Origin of the sequence: Mesorhizobium newzealandense (genome assembly GCF_042682145.1) — a bacterium.
GTDB lineage: Bacteria > Pseudomonadota > Alphaproteobacteria > Rhizobiales > Rhizobiaceae > Mesorhizobium > Mesorhizobium newzealandense.
Window position 1 is genome coordinate 373,493 of record NZ_JBHUGZ010000012.1, and the last position, 15,603, is coordinate 389,095.

At 59.9% G+C, this 15,603-nt stretch carries 8 protein-coding genes and 9 pseudogenes; 8 read left to right on the top strand and 9 right to left on the bottom strand.

Going from position 1 to position 15,603, the window contains the following annotated elements; translation table 11 throughout:
- Positions 1-163: 163 nt before the first annotated feature.
- From ACFSOZ_RS18295 to ACFSOZ_RS18315, 5 genes and pseudogenes are all read left to right on the top strand, one after another.
- Positions 164-331, top strand: a pseudogene (locus ACFSOZ_RS18295) (IS256 family transposase); the annotation flags it as partial.
- 192 nt (positions 332-523) lie between these two features.
- Positions 524-682, top strand: a pseudogene (locus ACFSOZ_RS18300) (reverse transcriptase domain-containing protein); the annotation flags it as partial.
- Positions 683-768: 86 nt separating this feature from the next.
- Positions 769-1,331 (top strand): annotated as a pseudogene (locus ACFSOZ_RS18305) (helix-turn-helix domain-containing protein); the annotation flags it as partial.
- A 63-nt stretch (positions 1,332-1,394) separates the two neighbouring features.
- Positions 1,395-2,546, top strand: a complete 1,152-nt coding sequence (locus ACFSOZ_RS18310; RefSeq protein ID WP_379100311.1) for an IS110 family RNA-guided transposase — start codon at positions 1,395-1,397, stop codon at positions 2,544-2,546.
- A gap of 114 nt (positions 2,547-2,660) precedes the next feature.
- Positions 2,661-3,751: pseudogene (locus ACFSOZ_RS18315) on the top strand (IS630 family transposase).
- Positions 3,752-4,048: 297 nt separating this feature from the next.
- On the opposite strand, the gene ACFSOZ_RS18320 reads toward ACFSOZ_RS18315, so the two are convergent.
- The 7 genes and pseudogenes from ACFSOZ_RS18320 to ACFSOZ_RS18350 all read right to left on the bottom strand — a co-directional run bounded on the left by ACFSOZ_RS18320 (position 4,049) and on the right by ACFSOZ_RS18350 (position 11,027).
- Complete coding sequence (locus tag ACFSOZ_RS18320; RefSeq protein ID WP_379100241.1) at positions 4,049-5,164, bottom strand: IS110 family RNA-guided transposase; 1,116 nt, start codon at positions 5,162-5,164, stop codon at positions 4,049-4,051.
- A 186-nt stretch (positions 5,165-5,350) separates the two neighbouring features.
- Positions 5,351-5,572 (bottom strand): annotated as a pseudogene (locus ACFSOZ_RS18325) (transposase); the annotation flags it as partial.
- Positions 5,569-6,494, bottom strand: a pseudogene (locus tag ACFSOZ_RS18330) (IS110 family RNA-guided transposase); the annotation flags it as partial. The pseudogenes ACFSOZ_RS18330 and ACFSOZ_RS18325, both read right to left, overlap by 4 nt.
- Before the next feature lie 105 nt (positions 6,495-6,599).
- A complete protein-coding gene (locus ACFSOZ_RS18335) occupies positions 6,600-6,893 on the bottom strand; it encodes a multiubiquitin domain-containing protein (RefSeq protein ID WP_379100313.1) in 294 nt (97 codons plus the stop codon).
- Between the two features lie 157 nt (positions 6,894-7,050).
- Positions 7,051-7,548, bottom strand: coding sequence for an Lrp/AsnC family transcriptional regulator (locus ACFSOZ_RS18340; RefSeq protein ID WP_379100314.1), 498 nt, complete (start codon positions 7,546-7,548; stop codon positions 7,051-7,053).
- A gap of 494 nt (positions 7,549-8,042) precedes the next feature.
- Entirely contained in the window at positions 8,043-9,587 is a 1,545-nt protein-coding gene (locus tag ACFSOZ_RS18345) for a fumarate hydratase (protein ID WP_379100315.1), read from the bottom strand.
- A gap of 6 nt (positions 9,588-9,593) precedes the next feature.
- Complete coding sequence (locus tag ACFSOZ_RS18350) at positions 9,594-11,027, bottom strand: NAD-dependent succinate-semialdehyde dehydrogenase (protein WP_379100491.1); 1,434 nt, start codon at positions 11,025-11,027, stop codon at positions 9,594-9,596.
- A 280-nt stretch (positions 11,028-11,307) separates the two neighbouring features.
- Between ACFSOZ_RS18350 and ACFSOZ_RS18355 the strand changes: the two are divergent.
- The 3 pseudogenes from ACFSOZ_RS18355 to ACFSOZ_RS18365 form a co-directional block, all read left to right on the top strand.
- Positions 11,308-11,676, top strand: a pseudogene (locus tag ACFSOZ_RS18355) (transposase); the annotation flags it as partial.
- Between the two features lie 107 nt (positions 11,677-11,783).
- A pseudogene (locus ACFSOZ_RS18360) lies at positions 11,784-12,823 on the top strand (IS110 family RNA-guided transposase).
- Positions 12,824-13,125: 302 nt separating this feature from the next.
- A pseudogene (locus ACFSOZ_RS18365) lies at positions 13,126-13,596 on the top strand (IS5 family transposase); the annotation flags it as partial.
- Between the two features lie 28 nt (positions 13,597-13,624).
- On the opposite strand, the gene ACFSOZ_RS18370 reads toward ACFSOZ_RS18365, so the two are convergent.
- A complete protein-coding gene (locus ACFSOZ_RS18370) occupies positions 13,625-14,551 on the bottom strand; it encodes a LysR family transcriptional regulator (RefSeq protein WP_379100316.1) in 927 nt (308 codons plus the stop codon).
- A 127-nt stretch (positions 14,552-14,678) separates the two neighbouring features.
- A complete protein-coding gene (locus ACFSOZ_RS18375; RefSeq protein ID WP_379100317.1) occupies positions 14,679-15,581 on the bottom strand; it encodes an HpcH/HpaI aldolase/citrate lyase family protein in 903 nt (300 codons plus the stop codon).
- Between the last annotated feature and the right edge of the window lie 22 nt (positions 15,582-15,603).

A 15,603-nucleotide genomic window follows, 5' to 3' on the forward strand; every position in this document is an offset into this window, starting at 1 on the left:
AGGATGTTCCGTGATGGAGAAAGTGGTATGTTGGACTGATTTTAGATATCCTAGAGTCGTCAGGGAGCTATGGCTGAAACTGGGTGATGACGGTTTGAGAAGGGCGGCGTATCGAGGCGGGTGATTGAAGCTTGCCAGAACCTCTAAAGGAGAGCGATACGCCATGAACGAGACTATCAACATTGTTCGCCTTCGTCAGCCCGACGAAATCGATGATCCCCTGACGGATGTGCTTCGGAGCGGCGCGCGCAAATTGCTTGCGCAGGCGATCGAGATGGAAGCCGAAGCGTTTCTTGCCGAGATGCGGGATCTGAAGCTGCCGGACGGACGTGACTGCGGATTCCGACGAAGCCGGCCAGGGATTGAAATAAGCAGCTGGTCAAGGACGTCTTGGTCGACGACGATACCGTCATCATCCGCCACTCGCTCCCGATGCAGACGACGATACCGCCGCCCGGAAAAGCGTCATCGCCTTCCAACGGGAAATCGCCATCGGCTGACAAAAGTTACCTTTTGCGTTCAGGGAGTGCTTAGCCCGATTTTGTCGAATCTTTTCCTGCACTATGCATTTGATCTCTGGATGACGAGGACGCATCCCGAACTTCCATGGTGTCGATATGCCGACGATGGTCTCGTGCATTGCCGGAGCGAGCAACAAGCCGAAGCCCTCAAGGCGGAGCTTATACCAACGGTCTCGGGTGCTGACTCTTTTGTGGTTTTGGAGCATCTCACGAAGCGTGATCCCGTGTTGCCGAAGGAGATTCGGCCATGGGATCAGCGGTGAGGTTACGAACGGACTATTCGGCGACGGAACTGCGTCGCCTGGCGCGTGGGTCGAAGGATGTGCGGCAGAGCAGCCGGCTCTTGTCGATCGCTGCGGTACTGGACGGGATGAGCCGGTCAGATGCGGGGCGGATTGGCGGCATGGACCGCCAGACGCTGCGGGACTGGGTGCACCGGTTCAACGCGGCCGGCCCCGATGGCCTTGTCGACCACTGGTCGTCGGGCCCGCCGTGCCGGCTGTCGCCTGAACAGAATGCTGAACTGGCGGCAATCGTGGAGAAGGGGCCGGATCGCGCCGTCGACGGCGTCGTGCGCTGGCGGCGCATCGACCTCAAGCGCGTCATCAAGGAGCGTTTCGGCATCGATTACGATACCCGCTATGTCGGGAAGCTGCAGCACAAGCTCGGCTTCTCGCATATGAGCGCACGGCCGCACCACCCGGCGCAGGACGCCCATATCATCGAAGCGTTCAAAAAAATTGGCAGCGCACGCTGAAGGCTCATCTTTGCGACCTGCCGCCGCGTACGAAGGTGGAACTCTGGTTCCAGATGCTATGAGCACGGATATCGTCGAGAGTGGCGGGTGTCCGACCTCACTCGAAGGAAGCCATCATGTCCTCGAATACCATCGACCTGGAGAACGTCATCACCATCGCAATCGAGCTCAGCCGATCAGAATGGCTCGTCGCCTCCCGCTTGCCGGGAGTGGAAAAACCTCGATTTCTTAAGATCGATGCCGGCGACACGGCCGCTCTTCTATCGCATTTCTCGTCACTGCAGGCCCGTGTCTTTTCCCGGTCGGGCGCAGCGCCTGCAGTTTGTTGCTGCTTCGAGGCGGGGCGTGACGGCTTCTGGCTACACCGATTGCTGACCGCCCACGGAATCACCAATCATGTGCTCGAGCCGACCAGCATTCTCGTCAATCGTCGTGCCCGTCGGGCCAAGACCGACCGGCTCGATGCGGAAGGCATGCTGCGCGTGCTTGCGGCCTACCTTCAAGGGGACCGACAGGTTTGCAGCACGGTGCGTGTGCCGACGCCCGATGAGGAGCACGCCAAACGCATTCACCGCGAGCGCGAGCACCTGGTGCAGGAGAGGCTGCGCATCGAGAACCGCATCCAGGCATTGCTGTTCACGCAGGGGATCCACAAGAGGCCTTCTCTACGCACATGGGAGCGTGATCTTGCTGCTGTCCGAACTGGTGATGGCCGTGAATTGGCGCACCATCTTCGGGCTGAGTTGGACCGCCTGCGTCGCCGGCTCGTCATCACGTTGGAGTTGATCCGGGAGGTCGAAGCCGAACGCGACGAGGTGGCCAACGCCAATCCGAAAGACCAGGCTTGCGGAAAGATTGCAAGCCTGTGCCTTATCCGCGGCGTCGGTGCAAACTTCGCCGCTGTGCTTACGCGGGAGGTCTTTTACCGTTCGTTTGATAATCGGCGGCAACTTGCCAGCTATGTCGGCATCACGCCGATGCCTTACCAAAGTGGCGGCATGGACAGGGATCGGCGCATCAGTCGAGCCGGGAATCCCCGCGCGAGAACAACCATGATCCAGCTTGCCTGGCTTTGGCTTCGCTACCAGCCTGGCAGCGACCTGGCCAAGTGGTTTCGCGATCGCGTCGGGACGCTGACGGGACGCACGCGCCGGATCGCGATCGTGGCGATGGCGCGAAAACTGCTGATCGCACTCTGGCGCTATGCCGAAGACGGGGTGGTGCCGGCCGGCGCCGACATTCGCACCGAAGAACCAGCAGCGGCATAGACGACAAGGATTCGCCGCCGACACTGCTCGGTTCGGCGGCGACTAGTGGTTCCTGCCTAACATAAGAGTCCGGCAGGTGATTCCCTTGGGCGCCTGCGCATGCGAGTCTGGCGTATGCGCACAGGAATATCCTTCACCGTTTCGCCGACCGATCGCCAGCGCCTGGCGGCACTGATCAGAGATCGCAATGCGCCGCAGAAGCACGTCTGGCGTGCGCGGATCATCCTGTTGAGCGCCGACGGCTTGGGCACGGTCGCGATCATGCGGCAAACCGGCAAGTCGAAGACCTGTGTGTGGCGCTGGCAGGAGCGCTTCGACGCGGAAGGCTTCGAGGGGCTGCTGCGCGACAGGACGCGGGCCTCGCGCATTCCGCCGCTCGGACCCGAGGTGGCCGAGCGTGTGGTGGCGCTGACGTTGCAAGACCCGCCGAGCGAGACGACGCACTGGACTGCGACATGATGGCGCAAGCGGCGGACGTCAGCGCCAGCGCGGTGCGTCGCATCTGGAGGGCACACGGGCTGCAGCCGAACCGCTGGCGGCAGTTCAAGCTCTCCACCGATCCGCAGTTCGTCGACAAACTGCGCGACGTCGTCGGCCTCTACGTCGACCCGCCGGCGCATGCCATCGTGCTTTCTGTCGACGAGAAAGGCCAAATCCAGGCGCTCGACCGCACCCAGCCCGGCTTGCCCATGAAGAAGGGGCGGCTCGGCACCATGACCCACGACTACAGGCGCAACGGCACGACCACGCTGTTTGCCGCTCTCAATGTGCTCGACGGCACCGTCATCGGCCGCAACATGCAGCGCCACCGCCACCAGGAGTTCATCCGCTTTCTCAACGCCGTCGACGCCGAGGTGCCGGCCGACAAGGCCGTTAACGTCGTCCTCGACAACTACGCCGCTCACAAGCATCCCAAGGTGCGCGCATGGCTCAACCGCCATCAGCGCTTCACCTTCCACTTCACGCCGACCTCGTGTTCCTGGCTCAACGCCGTCGAGGGCTTCTTCGCCAAACTGTCGAAGCGTCGCCTCAAGCGGGGCGTGTTCCATTCCGTCGTCGACCTGCAGGCCGCCATCAATCGCTACATCGCCGAGCACAACCGGCAACCCAAGCCCTTCGTCTGGACCGTCGACCCCAATGAAATCATCGCTGCCGTCAAACGTAGGCACCAAACGTTAGATTCCATCCACTCTCATGATTGCTGACAATAGCCTTTGGCATAGGTTGCAGCCCGCCGGATCCGATCGGCGGCCGAGGTACTTGTACGGCGGATATGAGGTGCAAGAGGCGGGACTTGAACGTCGGTCAACAATCTCTCATCCGCGGGTCGAGCCGCATGACCTTGTTTCGTTTGGGGCTGCCTCTGTCTAGGTGGCGAGCGTCAAGGCTCATAGTGGAGACGAGGGCTCCCCGGCATTGTCCCGCCTCCAGCACCGCATATCGCGCCGAGGCTGATGTTGGGTGTTGCGATCTCCTCTCCTGGGCTGTCTGTCAAGTTGATGTCATGCCGCCTTTGGGGTCGATTGAACCGTGCAGGCGATCGACCAGATGAAGCCCACCATCTCGCGTGCGATGGCGACATTGACGACGTTGGCGTTCTTGCCGCGCGCGCTGAGCCGACGATATCGGGTGCACAGTCGAACCTGCGCTTTCCATCCGATGTCGCGAACGACCTTTGGCAGCGCCTCGATTCGATCGACCTTGTGACGGCCGATGCGCGGTCTCATCCGGTAAGCCCAGGCGCCTTCGACCAGCGCGCGTCGGGCATGGGTGTTGCCGGTCTTGGTGATGCCGCAGCGCCGGATGGTTTCGCCGCTCGATCGCTCGCCCGGGACCAAGCCGAAATAGGCCATGAGCTGGCGCGGGTTCGAGAAACGCGTGAAGTCACCGACTTCCGCGACCAGCACCACGGCATTGATCAGCGCGATACCCCGCATTGCCTGCAAGGCGTCAACAACCGGGCGCTGGTTCCATTCCGGGAGAAGGCTGAGTATCTGTCCCTCGACCTGCTGCAGGCGCCGTTCCGCATCCATGACGGCATCGACGTAATCCTGAAATGCGATCTGCTGAGCGGGATGTTCGAAAGCCAAAGTCGAAAGCCATCGCCGGAAAGCCATTCGCCAGGCGGTCCCCCGCTCATGCTTGCGCCCGTGTCGCAGCAGAAATCCTTGAAGATGTTGGCGCGCTCGCGTCACCACTTGTCGAACCACGCTGCGCAGCCGGATCATGTCGCGCATGGCTTCATGATCGGCATCGGGCACCCAGACTGGCGTCAGCTCTCCGGCCCGGTGGAGGCGGGCGAGCATGGTCGCATCGCGACGGTTCGTCTTCACGCGATCACCGGGCTTCTTCGGAATCAGTGACGGCGCCACCACGTCGCACCGGTGGCCGAGGCGCGTGAGTTGGCGATGAACGCCATAGCCGCACGGTCCGGCCTCATAGCAAAACACCAGCGGTTTACCGGACTTCCCCAGACGATCGCACAGCTTGCTGATGGCATCAGGGTCATTCGCAATCTCGCCAAGATATTCCACCGAGCCGGAGCGCCCGTTCTCCGCCACCGCGATTGAAATCCGTTCTTTGTGAATATCCAAACCGACAAATCGGGTATGTTCCATGTGGCCCGTCTCCTATGCATGAGGCTCTGTGCCGGCCCAGCCGGCTTAACCCTCGTACCGTTGCATATCGGATGACGGGCCGCCCTCAGGCCCAGCAATCATAGGGACTAAACTAGCCCCAGGGGGCGAGATCATCTCAGAATCCGGGGGCGCAATCATGTCGGAACAAAGGGGCGGCTTCGTCGGAATCGGCATCGCTGCGAGTTTGACGAAACCCATGAAGTTTGCGAGCAGCTTGTCGTAACGGGTTGCGACGCGCCTGAACTGCTTGAGCTTGTTGAAGAAGCGTTCGATGCGGTTGCGCTCTTTGTAGAGATCGCGGTCGTATGGCCGCTGGACCTTGCGGTTGCGCTTGGGCGGGTGAGACCTCCTTCTGTTGTTTTCCTTTCGTTTGCCGCTTCGCCTCAAGCTGCTTTCACCGACTGTGCGGGCTCGTAGAATGTGCCACCCGAGAGGATGGCCCACACGACCCTCGCATTCTTGTTGGCGAGCGCGACAGCCGCGACGTTGGGGTGTCGTCTTTGCCGCAGCTTACTGAGCCAGAGGCTTCGTGGATCCTGCTTGCCGGCTGCTTTGCCAAGCGCAGCACGAGCCCCATGGATCATCAATGTGCGCAGATAGCGATCGCCCCGCTGCTGATGCCGAATAGCCGGGCTCGCCCTCCGCTGGATCGTTGTTTGGGTACCAGGCCAAGCCAGGCCGCGAACTGACGGCCATTTTTGAAGCAGGTTCTATCGCCTACGGCAGCGATCAAGGCGGTTGCCGTCACGGGGCCGATGCCTTCGATCTTCCCAAGCCGTTGGCACTGCTCGCTGGTGCGGAAGATTTCCCGTATCCGCCGATCATAAATTGCAATGCGATCGTCGAGCTCGGCCAATTCCGTCTGCAGCTCCCTCATCAGCGACCGGACCATCTCGCTGAGTCCGTCATCATCATTCCCCACGATGACGGCGAGGCCGCGCCGCAGCTGCGAGATATCGCGGGGAATGACGATCCCGTGCTCGGAAAGAAGGCCGCGAATCTGGTTCACAAGCCGAACTCGATCGGCGACCAGACGCCGACGAATGCGATGAACGGCCTGGACCGCCAGCTGATCAGTCGATTTCGGCGGCACAAAGCGCATCGAAGGCCGGCCGACCGCTTCGCAGATGGCTTCCGCATCGTTTCGGTCGTTCTTGTTGGACTTCACATATGGTGTAACGAACTGAGGACTGATCAGCCGAACCTCATGGCCAAGCTCGGTGAGCACCCTTGCCCAGTAATGCGCGCCGTTCGAGGCTTCCATGCCGACCAGGCATCGGGGCAGATTGGCGAAGAAGCAGGCTACCGCGATGATCTGCTCTTCCGTGAACCGCTTTCTCTTCATCAGTCCGTCCTTCGATCAAGGGCCGGACTCTAATCTCAGATGGAGGAAATTCTCAGTGGCAGGTCAACATTATCCATTTCCGGCTTCGGAACTTGCATCTTGCGCGTAAAATTTTTCGATCCCCGACTGCCGCAGATGAATTGATTCATCACGCCCAACCAGCCACCCGGGCTGGCCCGGCATTTTCATATACAGGTCCATGCTATCTGGTATGCCAGGGCCTACGCCTCGCACCTCAGCGCCGGTTATGGTCTGGTTGTCCCATTCGTAAATTTCGTTTTCGATTTTGAAATTTATACTTCTCTTTGGCAGCCATAAGCTTCGATCCTTCTCTCTTAGTTGCTCGGCTCCCAGATTGCCCAAGCGCATCGTCTCCCTTCTCGCGAATTCACGGAGAACACCCGGCCAGCCGCCTCTCTATACCAGAAACGCCTCTCGAATTTCGCGGGAAAGCACGTCTTTCGCCGACTAATTCTCGGAATCGGCATCAAACGCCGTGAAAAACGAGGCCTTCGAGGATTTACCGTTGCCTCAGAGTTGACAAGGGGATTGGTGAATTGGATTTCACTGGTTTTGTCACAACAAGGCTGTAGTATTGGTCTATGCCCAAGCCTGCCTGCAGCAATTCCTCCATGAAATCCTGATACGCAGCCATGGAAGGAGATGAAATGCGCATCAGATAATCGATCCGCCCCCCGATAGCCCAGCAGTCCAGGATTTCCGGAATCTCTTGGATCGCAGTCTCGAAGTGGCGTTGATCCTCGAGACGATGACGATCCAGAACCACCTCCACCATTATAGAGATGAGGCCCCCGATGAGGGCTGGACTGAGTCGAGCATAGAACCCCTCAATGATCCCTGCGGCTTTGAGCACACGGAGCCGCTCCGAACAGGCCGACGCCGAAAGGTGAACGCGCTTTGCGAGCTCGCTCTTCGAAATCCGACCATCTGACTGGATCTCTGAGAGAATGCGGATGTCCCAAGCGTCTAGGCGCACAGGAGAGGGTTTCGACTTCATGACCTTTTGCTCTCAAGCGGTGGTCGACAGCGTAATTAGTGCCAACCAATTCTATCATTGATTGAAGGAATGCAGTGGGCGTCATTCGTCCTCGGCCCGAAACGCGTCAGTGCGAGGTTGTCGAAAGTCGGGTCACTGAGAGCGATCCAAGCAGAAAGAAAGGCTGTAGAAAAGTTGGGCTATTGCCCCTTCCCTAACCGGGCATTTGGAGAGGGGTGATCGCCTGTCGGCGGCGACCTCGTCGTAAATAGATAGCGCATTTTTTGGTATCTCCGGTGCTTGACTTGATTGGCACCCTCGAAAGCACCCGAGCGTCGATCGTATGGGCGGCAGGTCGATGCAGTGTTTACATCCGAGCATTTGGCATCCGGAGCGACTTGAAGGCCTTTCTTATCTGGCTCGCCGAGGAGCTGAACCACAAAATGCCGCTTGTGTTACCGATGCGGCCCAAAATCCTGCGCGGGAGTCTGGCCGGATCGCGAAGCCGGGAAGACTCAAACACCGATGCAGCGGGCGATGCTGTCGGCTGCCATGCGCTTGCGCCAATCAAGAGGCCCGGAATTGTGAATGGAGTTTCCCTCAACATCGACAGCCATGATGACCGGCATGTCCTGGACCTCGAATTCATAGATCGCTTCCATGCCCAGGTCTTCAAAGGCAACGATGCGCGCCGCCTTTATCGATTTTGAAATCAAGTACGCAGCGCCACCCACTGCGATGAGATAGGGCGCCTTGTGTCTGACAATCGACTCGATCGCCGCCGGTCCCCTCTCCGCCTTACCGACCATCGCGAAAAGTCCGGTTTCGGCGAGGATCTTGTCGGTAAAACCGTCCATCCGGCTGGAGGTCGTTGGGCCGGCCGGCCCGACGACCTCATCCCTCACTGAGCGGACGGGTCCGACGTAGTAGATCACGCGTCCCCGCAGATCGATCGGAAGCGGCTTGCCGGCATCGATCAGGTCGACCATTCGCTGGTGGGCAGCGTCTCGGCCCGTCAGCATCTTTCCGGACAAAAGTAGGGTTTCACCGCAGCGCCATGATGCCGTCTCTTCTTTTGTGACCGCATTGAGATTGACCCGCCGGACGCCAGTTGCGTGCAAATCCTCATGACCGATCTGGGGCCATTCGGAAAGGTCAGGCGGCTCAAGCCTGATGGGTCCAGAGTCGTCCAAGATAAACTTCAGGTGCCGGTTGGCGGCGCATTGCGGGATGAGTGCCACGGGCTTGGATGCCACATGAGTAGGATAGGTCGCAACCTTGACGTCAACGACTGTCGTCAGACCCCCGAGACCCTGGGCTCCGATACCGAGCGCATTAATGCGTTCATAAAGCTCAATCCGCAGTGCCTCCTCAGCGCATGATGGCCCCCTACCGATCAAATCCGACATGTCGATAGGTTCGTTCATGGCCTCCTTGGCCAGCAGCATCGCCTTTTCAGCGCTACCACCGATGCCGACCGAGATCAGGCCGGGGGGGCACCATCCGCTGCCCAGGGTCGAAACAGTGTCGACCACCCAGTCGGCAACAGACGCGCTGGGGTTAAGGGTGGTGAAACGCGCCTTGTTTTCCGATCCGCCCCCTTTTGCGGCGATGGTGATTTCAATCTGGTTGCCTTGCACAAGGTCGACGTGGACGACTGCCGGTGTGTTGTCGCGGGTGTTCAATCGTGCGGCAAGCGGATCCGAGACGATCGATGGTCGAAGGGGATTGTCGGGGTCGAGATAGGCTCGGCGGACGCCCTCATTCACCAGATTGGCGAAACTGGCCGTTGATTTGATGCGGACACCCATGCCAACCTTTGCAAAGACCACCACGAGACCGGTGTCCTGGCAGATCGGGCGCCGTCCGAAGGCCGCCATGCGGGAGTTCAGCAAAATCTGACCGATGGCGTTCTTAGCCGACGGACTCTGCTCGCGCGCATATGCCTGCGAAAGGTATCGGATGTAGTCGGGGGGATGGTAGTACGAGATATACTGAAGGGCATCGGCGACGCTCTCTGTAATATCCCTGCCGGCAATGGTCCGTGTTTTTTTATCCACGAAATCTCATCCCAATGACCCGAGCCCGTTGACCAGTTTCAGGCTTTGGAAGCTCCGCAATCCCTGCTCGCCCCCCTCATATCCATAGCCGCTTTGTTTGACGCCCCCATATGGTGCATCCGCGGAAACCCCTTTCAGGTAATTTACACTGATCGCGCCTGCCGAAAGCCCGCCGATCAGCGCCCGTTTTGCATCGGCGGCGCCGGTGAAGAAGTAGGCAGCCAGGCCATACTCAGTGGCGTTGGCTTCTTCGATCGCCTCCTCGATCGTGTCGAACGGCGCCACGGTGAGGATCGGCCCAAACGGCTCGTCATGAAGCACTTTCGCATCTTTTGGCACCCCTGTCAGGATGGTCGGCGGCCAGAAAAAGCCCGGCTGGTCGAGGCGGGTGCCGCCGGTTTCGACGCGGGCGCCCCGATCGACCGCATCCTCGATCAGACGCTGCATGGCCTCGATTCGCCGCGCGTTTGCCATTGGACCCATGTCCGTCGCCGGGTCGTCCGGTGGGCCGATCTTGATTTCGCGGGCGACTTCGGTCATCCGGGACAGGAATACCTCGTAGAGAGGCCGCGCGACGAGGATCCTGCTGGGCGCATTGCAGCTCTGGCCCGCGCATTCGAACTTGTATTCCGAAATTGCCGGTATGGCTTTTGCCAGGTCGGCATCCTCGCATACAACAACCGGGGAGTGCCCACCGAGTTCAAGAATGCACCGCTGCAAGTTATTCGCGGCGAGCTTGGCCAGCTGTTTTCCAACCTCGGTTGAGCCCGTGAAAGTTAGCACCTTGACGATCGGCGAACTGAGGAGATGCCGGGATATTTGCACAGGCACACCAAAGACGAGATTGACCACGCCGTCCGGAATACCCGCTCGTCGCAAGGCTTCGACGAAATGAACGGCAGCGCTTGGTGTCTCTTCAGCCCCTTTGAGGATCACCGGACAGCCTGCCGCCAAAGCAGGGGCGAGCTTGCGGGCGATGAGAACGGCGGGATAGTTCCAAGGGGTGAAGGCAGCAACGACGCCAAGGGGCTCGGGGACGATCATCCGGTTCGGGCCCATCGGAATAGGAGCCGACAGCTCTTCGGCGTGGGTGCCGTTCCACTCCAGTGTTTCGACGGCGCGCGCGTATTCGCCTGTTGCTTCGGCAATCGTCTTCCCCTGTTCTCTCGACAAATCCCTGGCTGCGTCTCCCACCACGGTTGCCAGGATCCTGGCGGCCGCCACAAGGATCTCGCCGCGCTCTTTCGGAGGCCGCGAGGACCATGCCCGGCGGCTTCGCTCTGCAGAACCGATGGCCTCATCCAGATCCGACACCGTCGCCACCGCCACCGAGGCAAACTTTTTCTCTGTCGCCGGATTGGTTACCGGCAGAGTGGTTCCGTCGCTACCGTCTCGCCACCTGCCGTTGATGAAAAGCTGATAGCTCGTGGCGTTGGACATCCCATGCTCCGCTTGACTGAATTCCTGCCAGTGCGAGACCATCCGATATCCGGCTCATGGGCTCGCTTCTCTGCAGTTTCATCGGGATGGTCACGGTCGGTCAAATATGGAATATCGACCAAAACCATCTCGAATACAGATTGATAAGGCTCAGGCAGTCGCGGAGGAGCGATAGCACTGAAACTGGTTGGGATGTGCCTAAGTGTCTGCTCCAAAAAGAAGTGAGTGATTTCAGCGGGTTGTGATTCTGTCGGATTGCTGAGATTCGACGGAGATCATGATGCCCTGGACCGAAACCACTCGCCCTCACTATGAACGGCGCTGCCCGCGCTACGCAAGCGACCTGACGGACGCGGAGTGGGCGCTGATCGAGCCGCTGATGCCGGCGCCGAACCGGATCGGTCGGCCGCGCAAGACGGACCTGCGCGAGGTCGTGAACGCGCTGCTTTACATGGCGTCGTCGGGCGGAGCATGGCGGCTTCTGCCGAAGGACTTCCCACCGTTCTCGACGGTGCAGAAATACTTCTGGCGCTGGCGGGACGAAGGATTGCTGCGCGCCATCAACAATGAACTCGTCATGGCGGCGCGCGAACGGGAAGGCCGGGAGGCGAGCCCGTCCGCCGGCGTTATCGACAGATGGGGTATTCGGCTTGAGCCTCATCTTTTGGCGGTGATGCCATTAAGGTGCTGCGCTTCGAGCTGATGATAAAACGTGGTCGGTTCCCTGGAACAGCCACAAGCATCAGGAAGGAGAAGATGAAACATTATGCAGGATTGGACGTCTCGGTGAAAGAGACCGCAATTTGCATCGTCGAGGAAACAGGCACGGTGTGCCGCGAGGTGAAGGTGCCGAGCCATCCCGAGGATCTTGCGCGGGTGCTGAAGGATCCCGCCTGGCGGTTGGAACGCGTCGGGCTTGAAGCCGGACCGTTGTCGCAATGGCTGTTCGAGGGTCTTGCCAAAGCCGGCTTGCCAGTGGTTTGCATTGAGACGCGTCACGTCAAAGCATTCCTGAAGGCGAGCCGAACAAGACCGACCGCAATGATGCGCGCGGGATCGCGCAGATGATGCGGGTCAATCTGTTCCGCCCGGTGCATGTCAAGACCCTGACGAGCCAGAAGCGTCGGGCGCTGCTGACGGCGCGCAAGCTCTTAAAGGAAAAGGCGATTGCCATCGAGAACGACATCCGCGGGCTGTTGCGCAACTTCGGGCTCAAGGTTGGCAAGGTCGGTGCGGTCAAGTTTGAGGAGCGGATCCGCGATCTCACCGAAGGCATGCCCGAGCTGGCCGAGATCGTCGAACCGCTGCTCGACGCGCGCCGCAATTTGCGTCAGAATTTTGCCGCCCTGCACCGCAAGCTTCTGGCGATCGTCCGGGATGATGAGGTTTGCCGTCGGCTGATGTCGATCCCTGGTGTCGGCCCCGTCGTGTCGCTGGCCTACACCGCGACGATCGATATCCCGGCTCGCTTCCGCAACTCCAAGGCGGTCGGTCCGATTTTGGGCCTGACGCCGGCGCTCCATGAATCGGGCGAAAGCCGCCGGGTGGGCGGGATCTCGTTATGCGGCGACGGCATGATTCGAACGTTGCTCTACGAGGCCGCACAGACCCTGCTGACGCGGGTGACGAAATGGTCCTGGCTGAAGGCCTGGGCGATGGGCGTCGCCAAGCGGCGCGGCCAGGGGAAAGCCATCGTGGCGCTCGCCCGCCGGCTGGCGGTGATCATGCATCGCATCTGGAGTGACGGCACACAGTTCCGCTGGACCAGGACGGAAGTCATGCCGGTCGCGGGCTGAAAAATTGATAAACATCGCCCCCCCGATAGACGGGGACGACACCAGTTTCCACCTACCGGTGGAAAGATGTCCTTCGCGGGACGAGGATGAGGTGAGTTCGCCGACTGGCTTGCCTGGATTGCCCCATCATCGGCAATCAAGGCGCTCGACAGATTGTTCCACCCCATTCTTCTGAATCCCCATAAAGGGTAGGGCCAGCGCGCCGATCCCGGAGAGAAGCAAGGCCCGCGAAAGACGTCCAATGCCGGTGAAGTGGAAAAGAGCTAATAGAAGGCGCTTGACTTCAAACCGCCGAATAGAGAAGTCAGTCGGTCAAGACCACCGAAAGCGGCGGAATACGAGGCTTCGACGCCGGCAAGACGATCATGGGCCGCAAGCGCCACATCGTCGTCGACACGCTGGGCCTGCTGGTCGGCGTCGTCGTTCACGCCGCCGACATTCAAGACCGCGACGGCGCGCCGGCGGTCCTGAAATCCATACTCAAGCGCTGGCCGTGGCTGCGCCATGTCTTCGCCGACGGCGGCTATGCAGGGCTGAAACTGCGGGGTGCCCTGCAAAAGATCGGCAAGTTCACGATGGAGATCATCAAGCGATCGGACAGCGCCAAAGGCTTCGAGATTCTGCCACGCCGATGGGTCGTTGAGCGGACCTTCGCATGGCTGGGTAGGTGCCGTAGGCTGGCCAAGGACTTCGAGCGATCCATCGAATCCGCTCAGGCCTGGGTCCTCATCGCAAACATCCGCATGCTTACCCGACGGCTCGCAAGGGCCTGAAAACACGGCGGTCATTCCGATTCAGACACTAAGCCCGGTCCGGAGCCGTGGCCGACCAGTGCCCGCTCTCGATCAAAGTCCTGACGACCTTGGGGATCAGCTTGCGGACCGCAGAGACGGCTGGAGAGCGATCGTCTTTCGGGTTGACGGAAAGGACAACGGAACGGGTGATCACTGGATCAATGATTTTGACCGTTCGGACCTGTCCCTGAGAGGCTTCTTTCTGAATGGCCGAAGGGGTAAGGATGGAATACGCCTTTCCTTCCATGACCATATTGATGATCGTAGGAAGGGAGTCGACTTCGAATCTGACGTTCAGCACACAACCGTGTTGCGCAACGACATCAGCCACCGAACGCCTGACGTTGTTGTTGCGCATTGGAACCGCCAGCGGGAACGCATACAGGTCGGCGAGCGGAATCGTATCTTCGAAAGGCGGTTCACCCGGCGGCACCACCAGGCAAAATTCTTCGCGGGCCAGCACCGTCATTCGCCCCACGCTCTCGGCAGTGCGGTACAGGACTGCCAGATTGAAGCGGCCAGCAGCCATCCACTCCTCCAGCGGTCCCGTCATGCCCTCGATCATCTTAAGTGAGATCCTCGGCAATTCGCTTCTTACCGATTCAAGCAGCGGACCGCTAAGGACGCGAGCAGCTCCGGACGGAATTCCAATTGTCACCTCCCCGGAAGGAGCCGCCACCGAGTTGGTCAGTTCCGCCTCAGTGAGCTGAATTTCCTTCAGGATGATCCGCGCGCGCTCGAGCAGCTTGTCTCCGGACGCCGTGACGCTGACACCGGTTCGATCGCGAACCAGCAGTTGAGTGCCGAATCCTTCCTCCAGTTGCCGAACATGCAGGCTTAGAGCGCTTTGAGCAACGTTGAGGGTCGCAGCTGCCTTCGTGAAACTGCCGGCTTCAACCACGCCGACAAAGTATCTCAACTGCCTGATGTCCACGCTGAACAAATCCAACCGGGACATGATCCCCAGTGCTTTCCTAACTATCTCGAAACAAGATGGTAAGCAAGCAACAACCGTCGAGCCATGCTCCGAAAACCAGCGCCTTCGGCTGGTGACTAAAAGCTCAGTTGTTGCTAGCGAGAGCCAGGATCTCGTGGGCGCGTCGAACCACTGGGGGATCAATCATCTTACCATTCAACGAGAATGCAGCCAGTCCACGCATGGCGGCATCATTTTCCGCCGCGACAACACGATGGGCCCACTCGAGTTCCCGTGCGTTTGGCGAGAAAGCCTCATTGAATATTGCCACCTGTATCGGATGGATCGCCAAAGCTCCGGCAAAGCCAAGCCGCCACGCACGCACCGCGGCTTCACGAAGCTTATGAGTGTCCGAGAACTCGCCGATGCTTCCTATGAAGCCGAGCGGGAGCAAGCCGGCCGCACGGGCGGCAAACAGAACGGAAAGGTTCGGCGTCAACAGAAGATCGAATTCCGGGGCGCCGCCGACAGCGGCACTGAAGTCTTCAGGCCCAAGCGCCATTGCGACCATCCTGGGATGCGCCGACGCAATGGCAGCGAGTATTTGCAAGGCACCGGGGGTTTCAATCTGGGCAAGGAACCGGATGCTTCCCTGGACAAGATGTCTTTCGCGTTCAAGTTCCGAGACCGCATTCGCGATCTCTAATACCCACTCTGCCGAATCCGTCTTCGGAAGAACAAGTGCGTCAACACCCGCTAGGACGGCTGCATCGAGATCCGCCGCCAACGCGCGCAAACCACGATTCACGCGGACCAAAACCGAAGCACCCCTACGGCCCACCTTTGCCACGGATTCAGGCAGCTGCCGACGTGCCTCCCCCTTCTGGTCCCGAGGAACGGAGTCCTCCAGATCGAGAATGACGCCATCTGCACCCCGCTCATGGGCCGTCTCCACAAAGCGTGGAACGTGAGCGGGCACGAAGAGTAGGGATCGCCAACGGGGTACAGACATCGCGCTTTCAACGGCCGGAACGGTTTTCCTGATCATTGAATCGCCTTTATCGTCGATC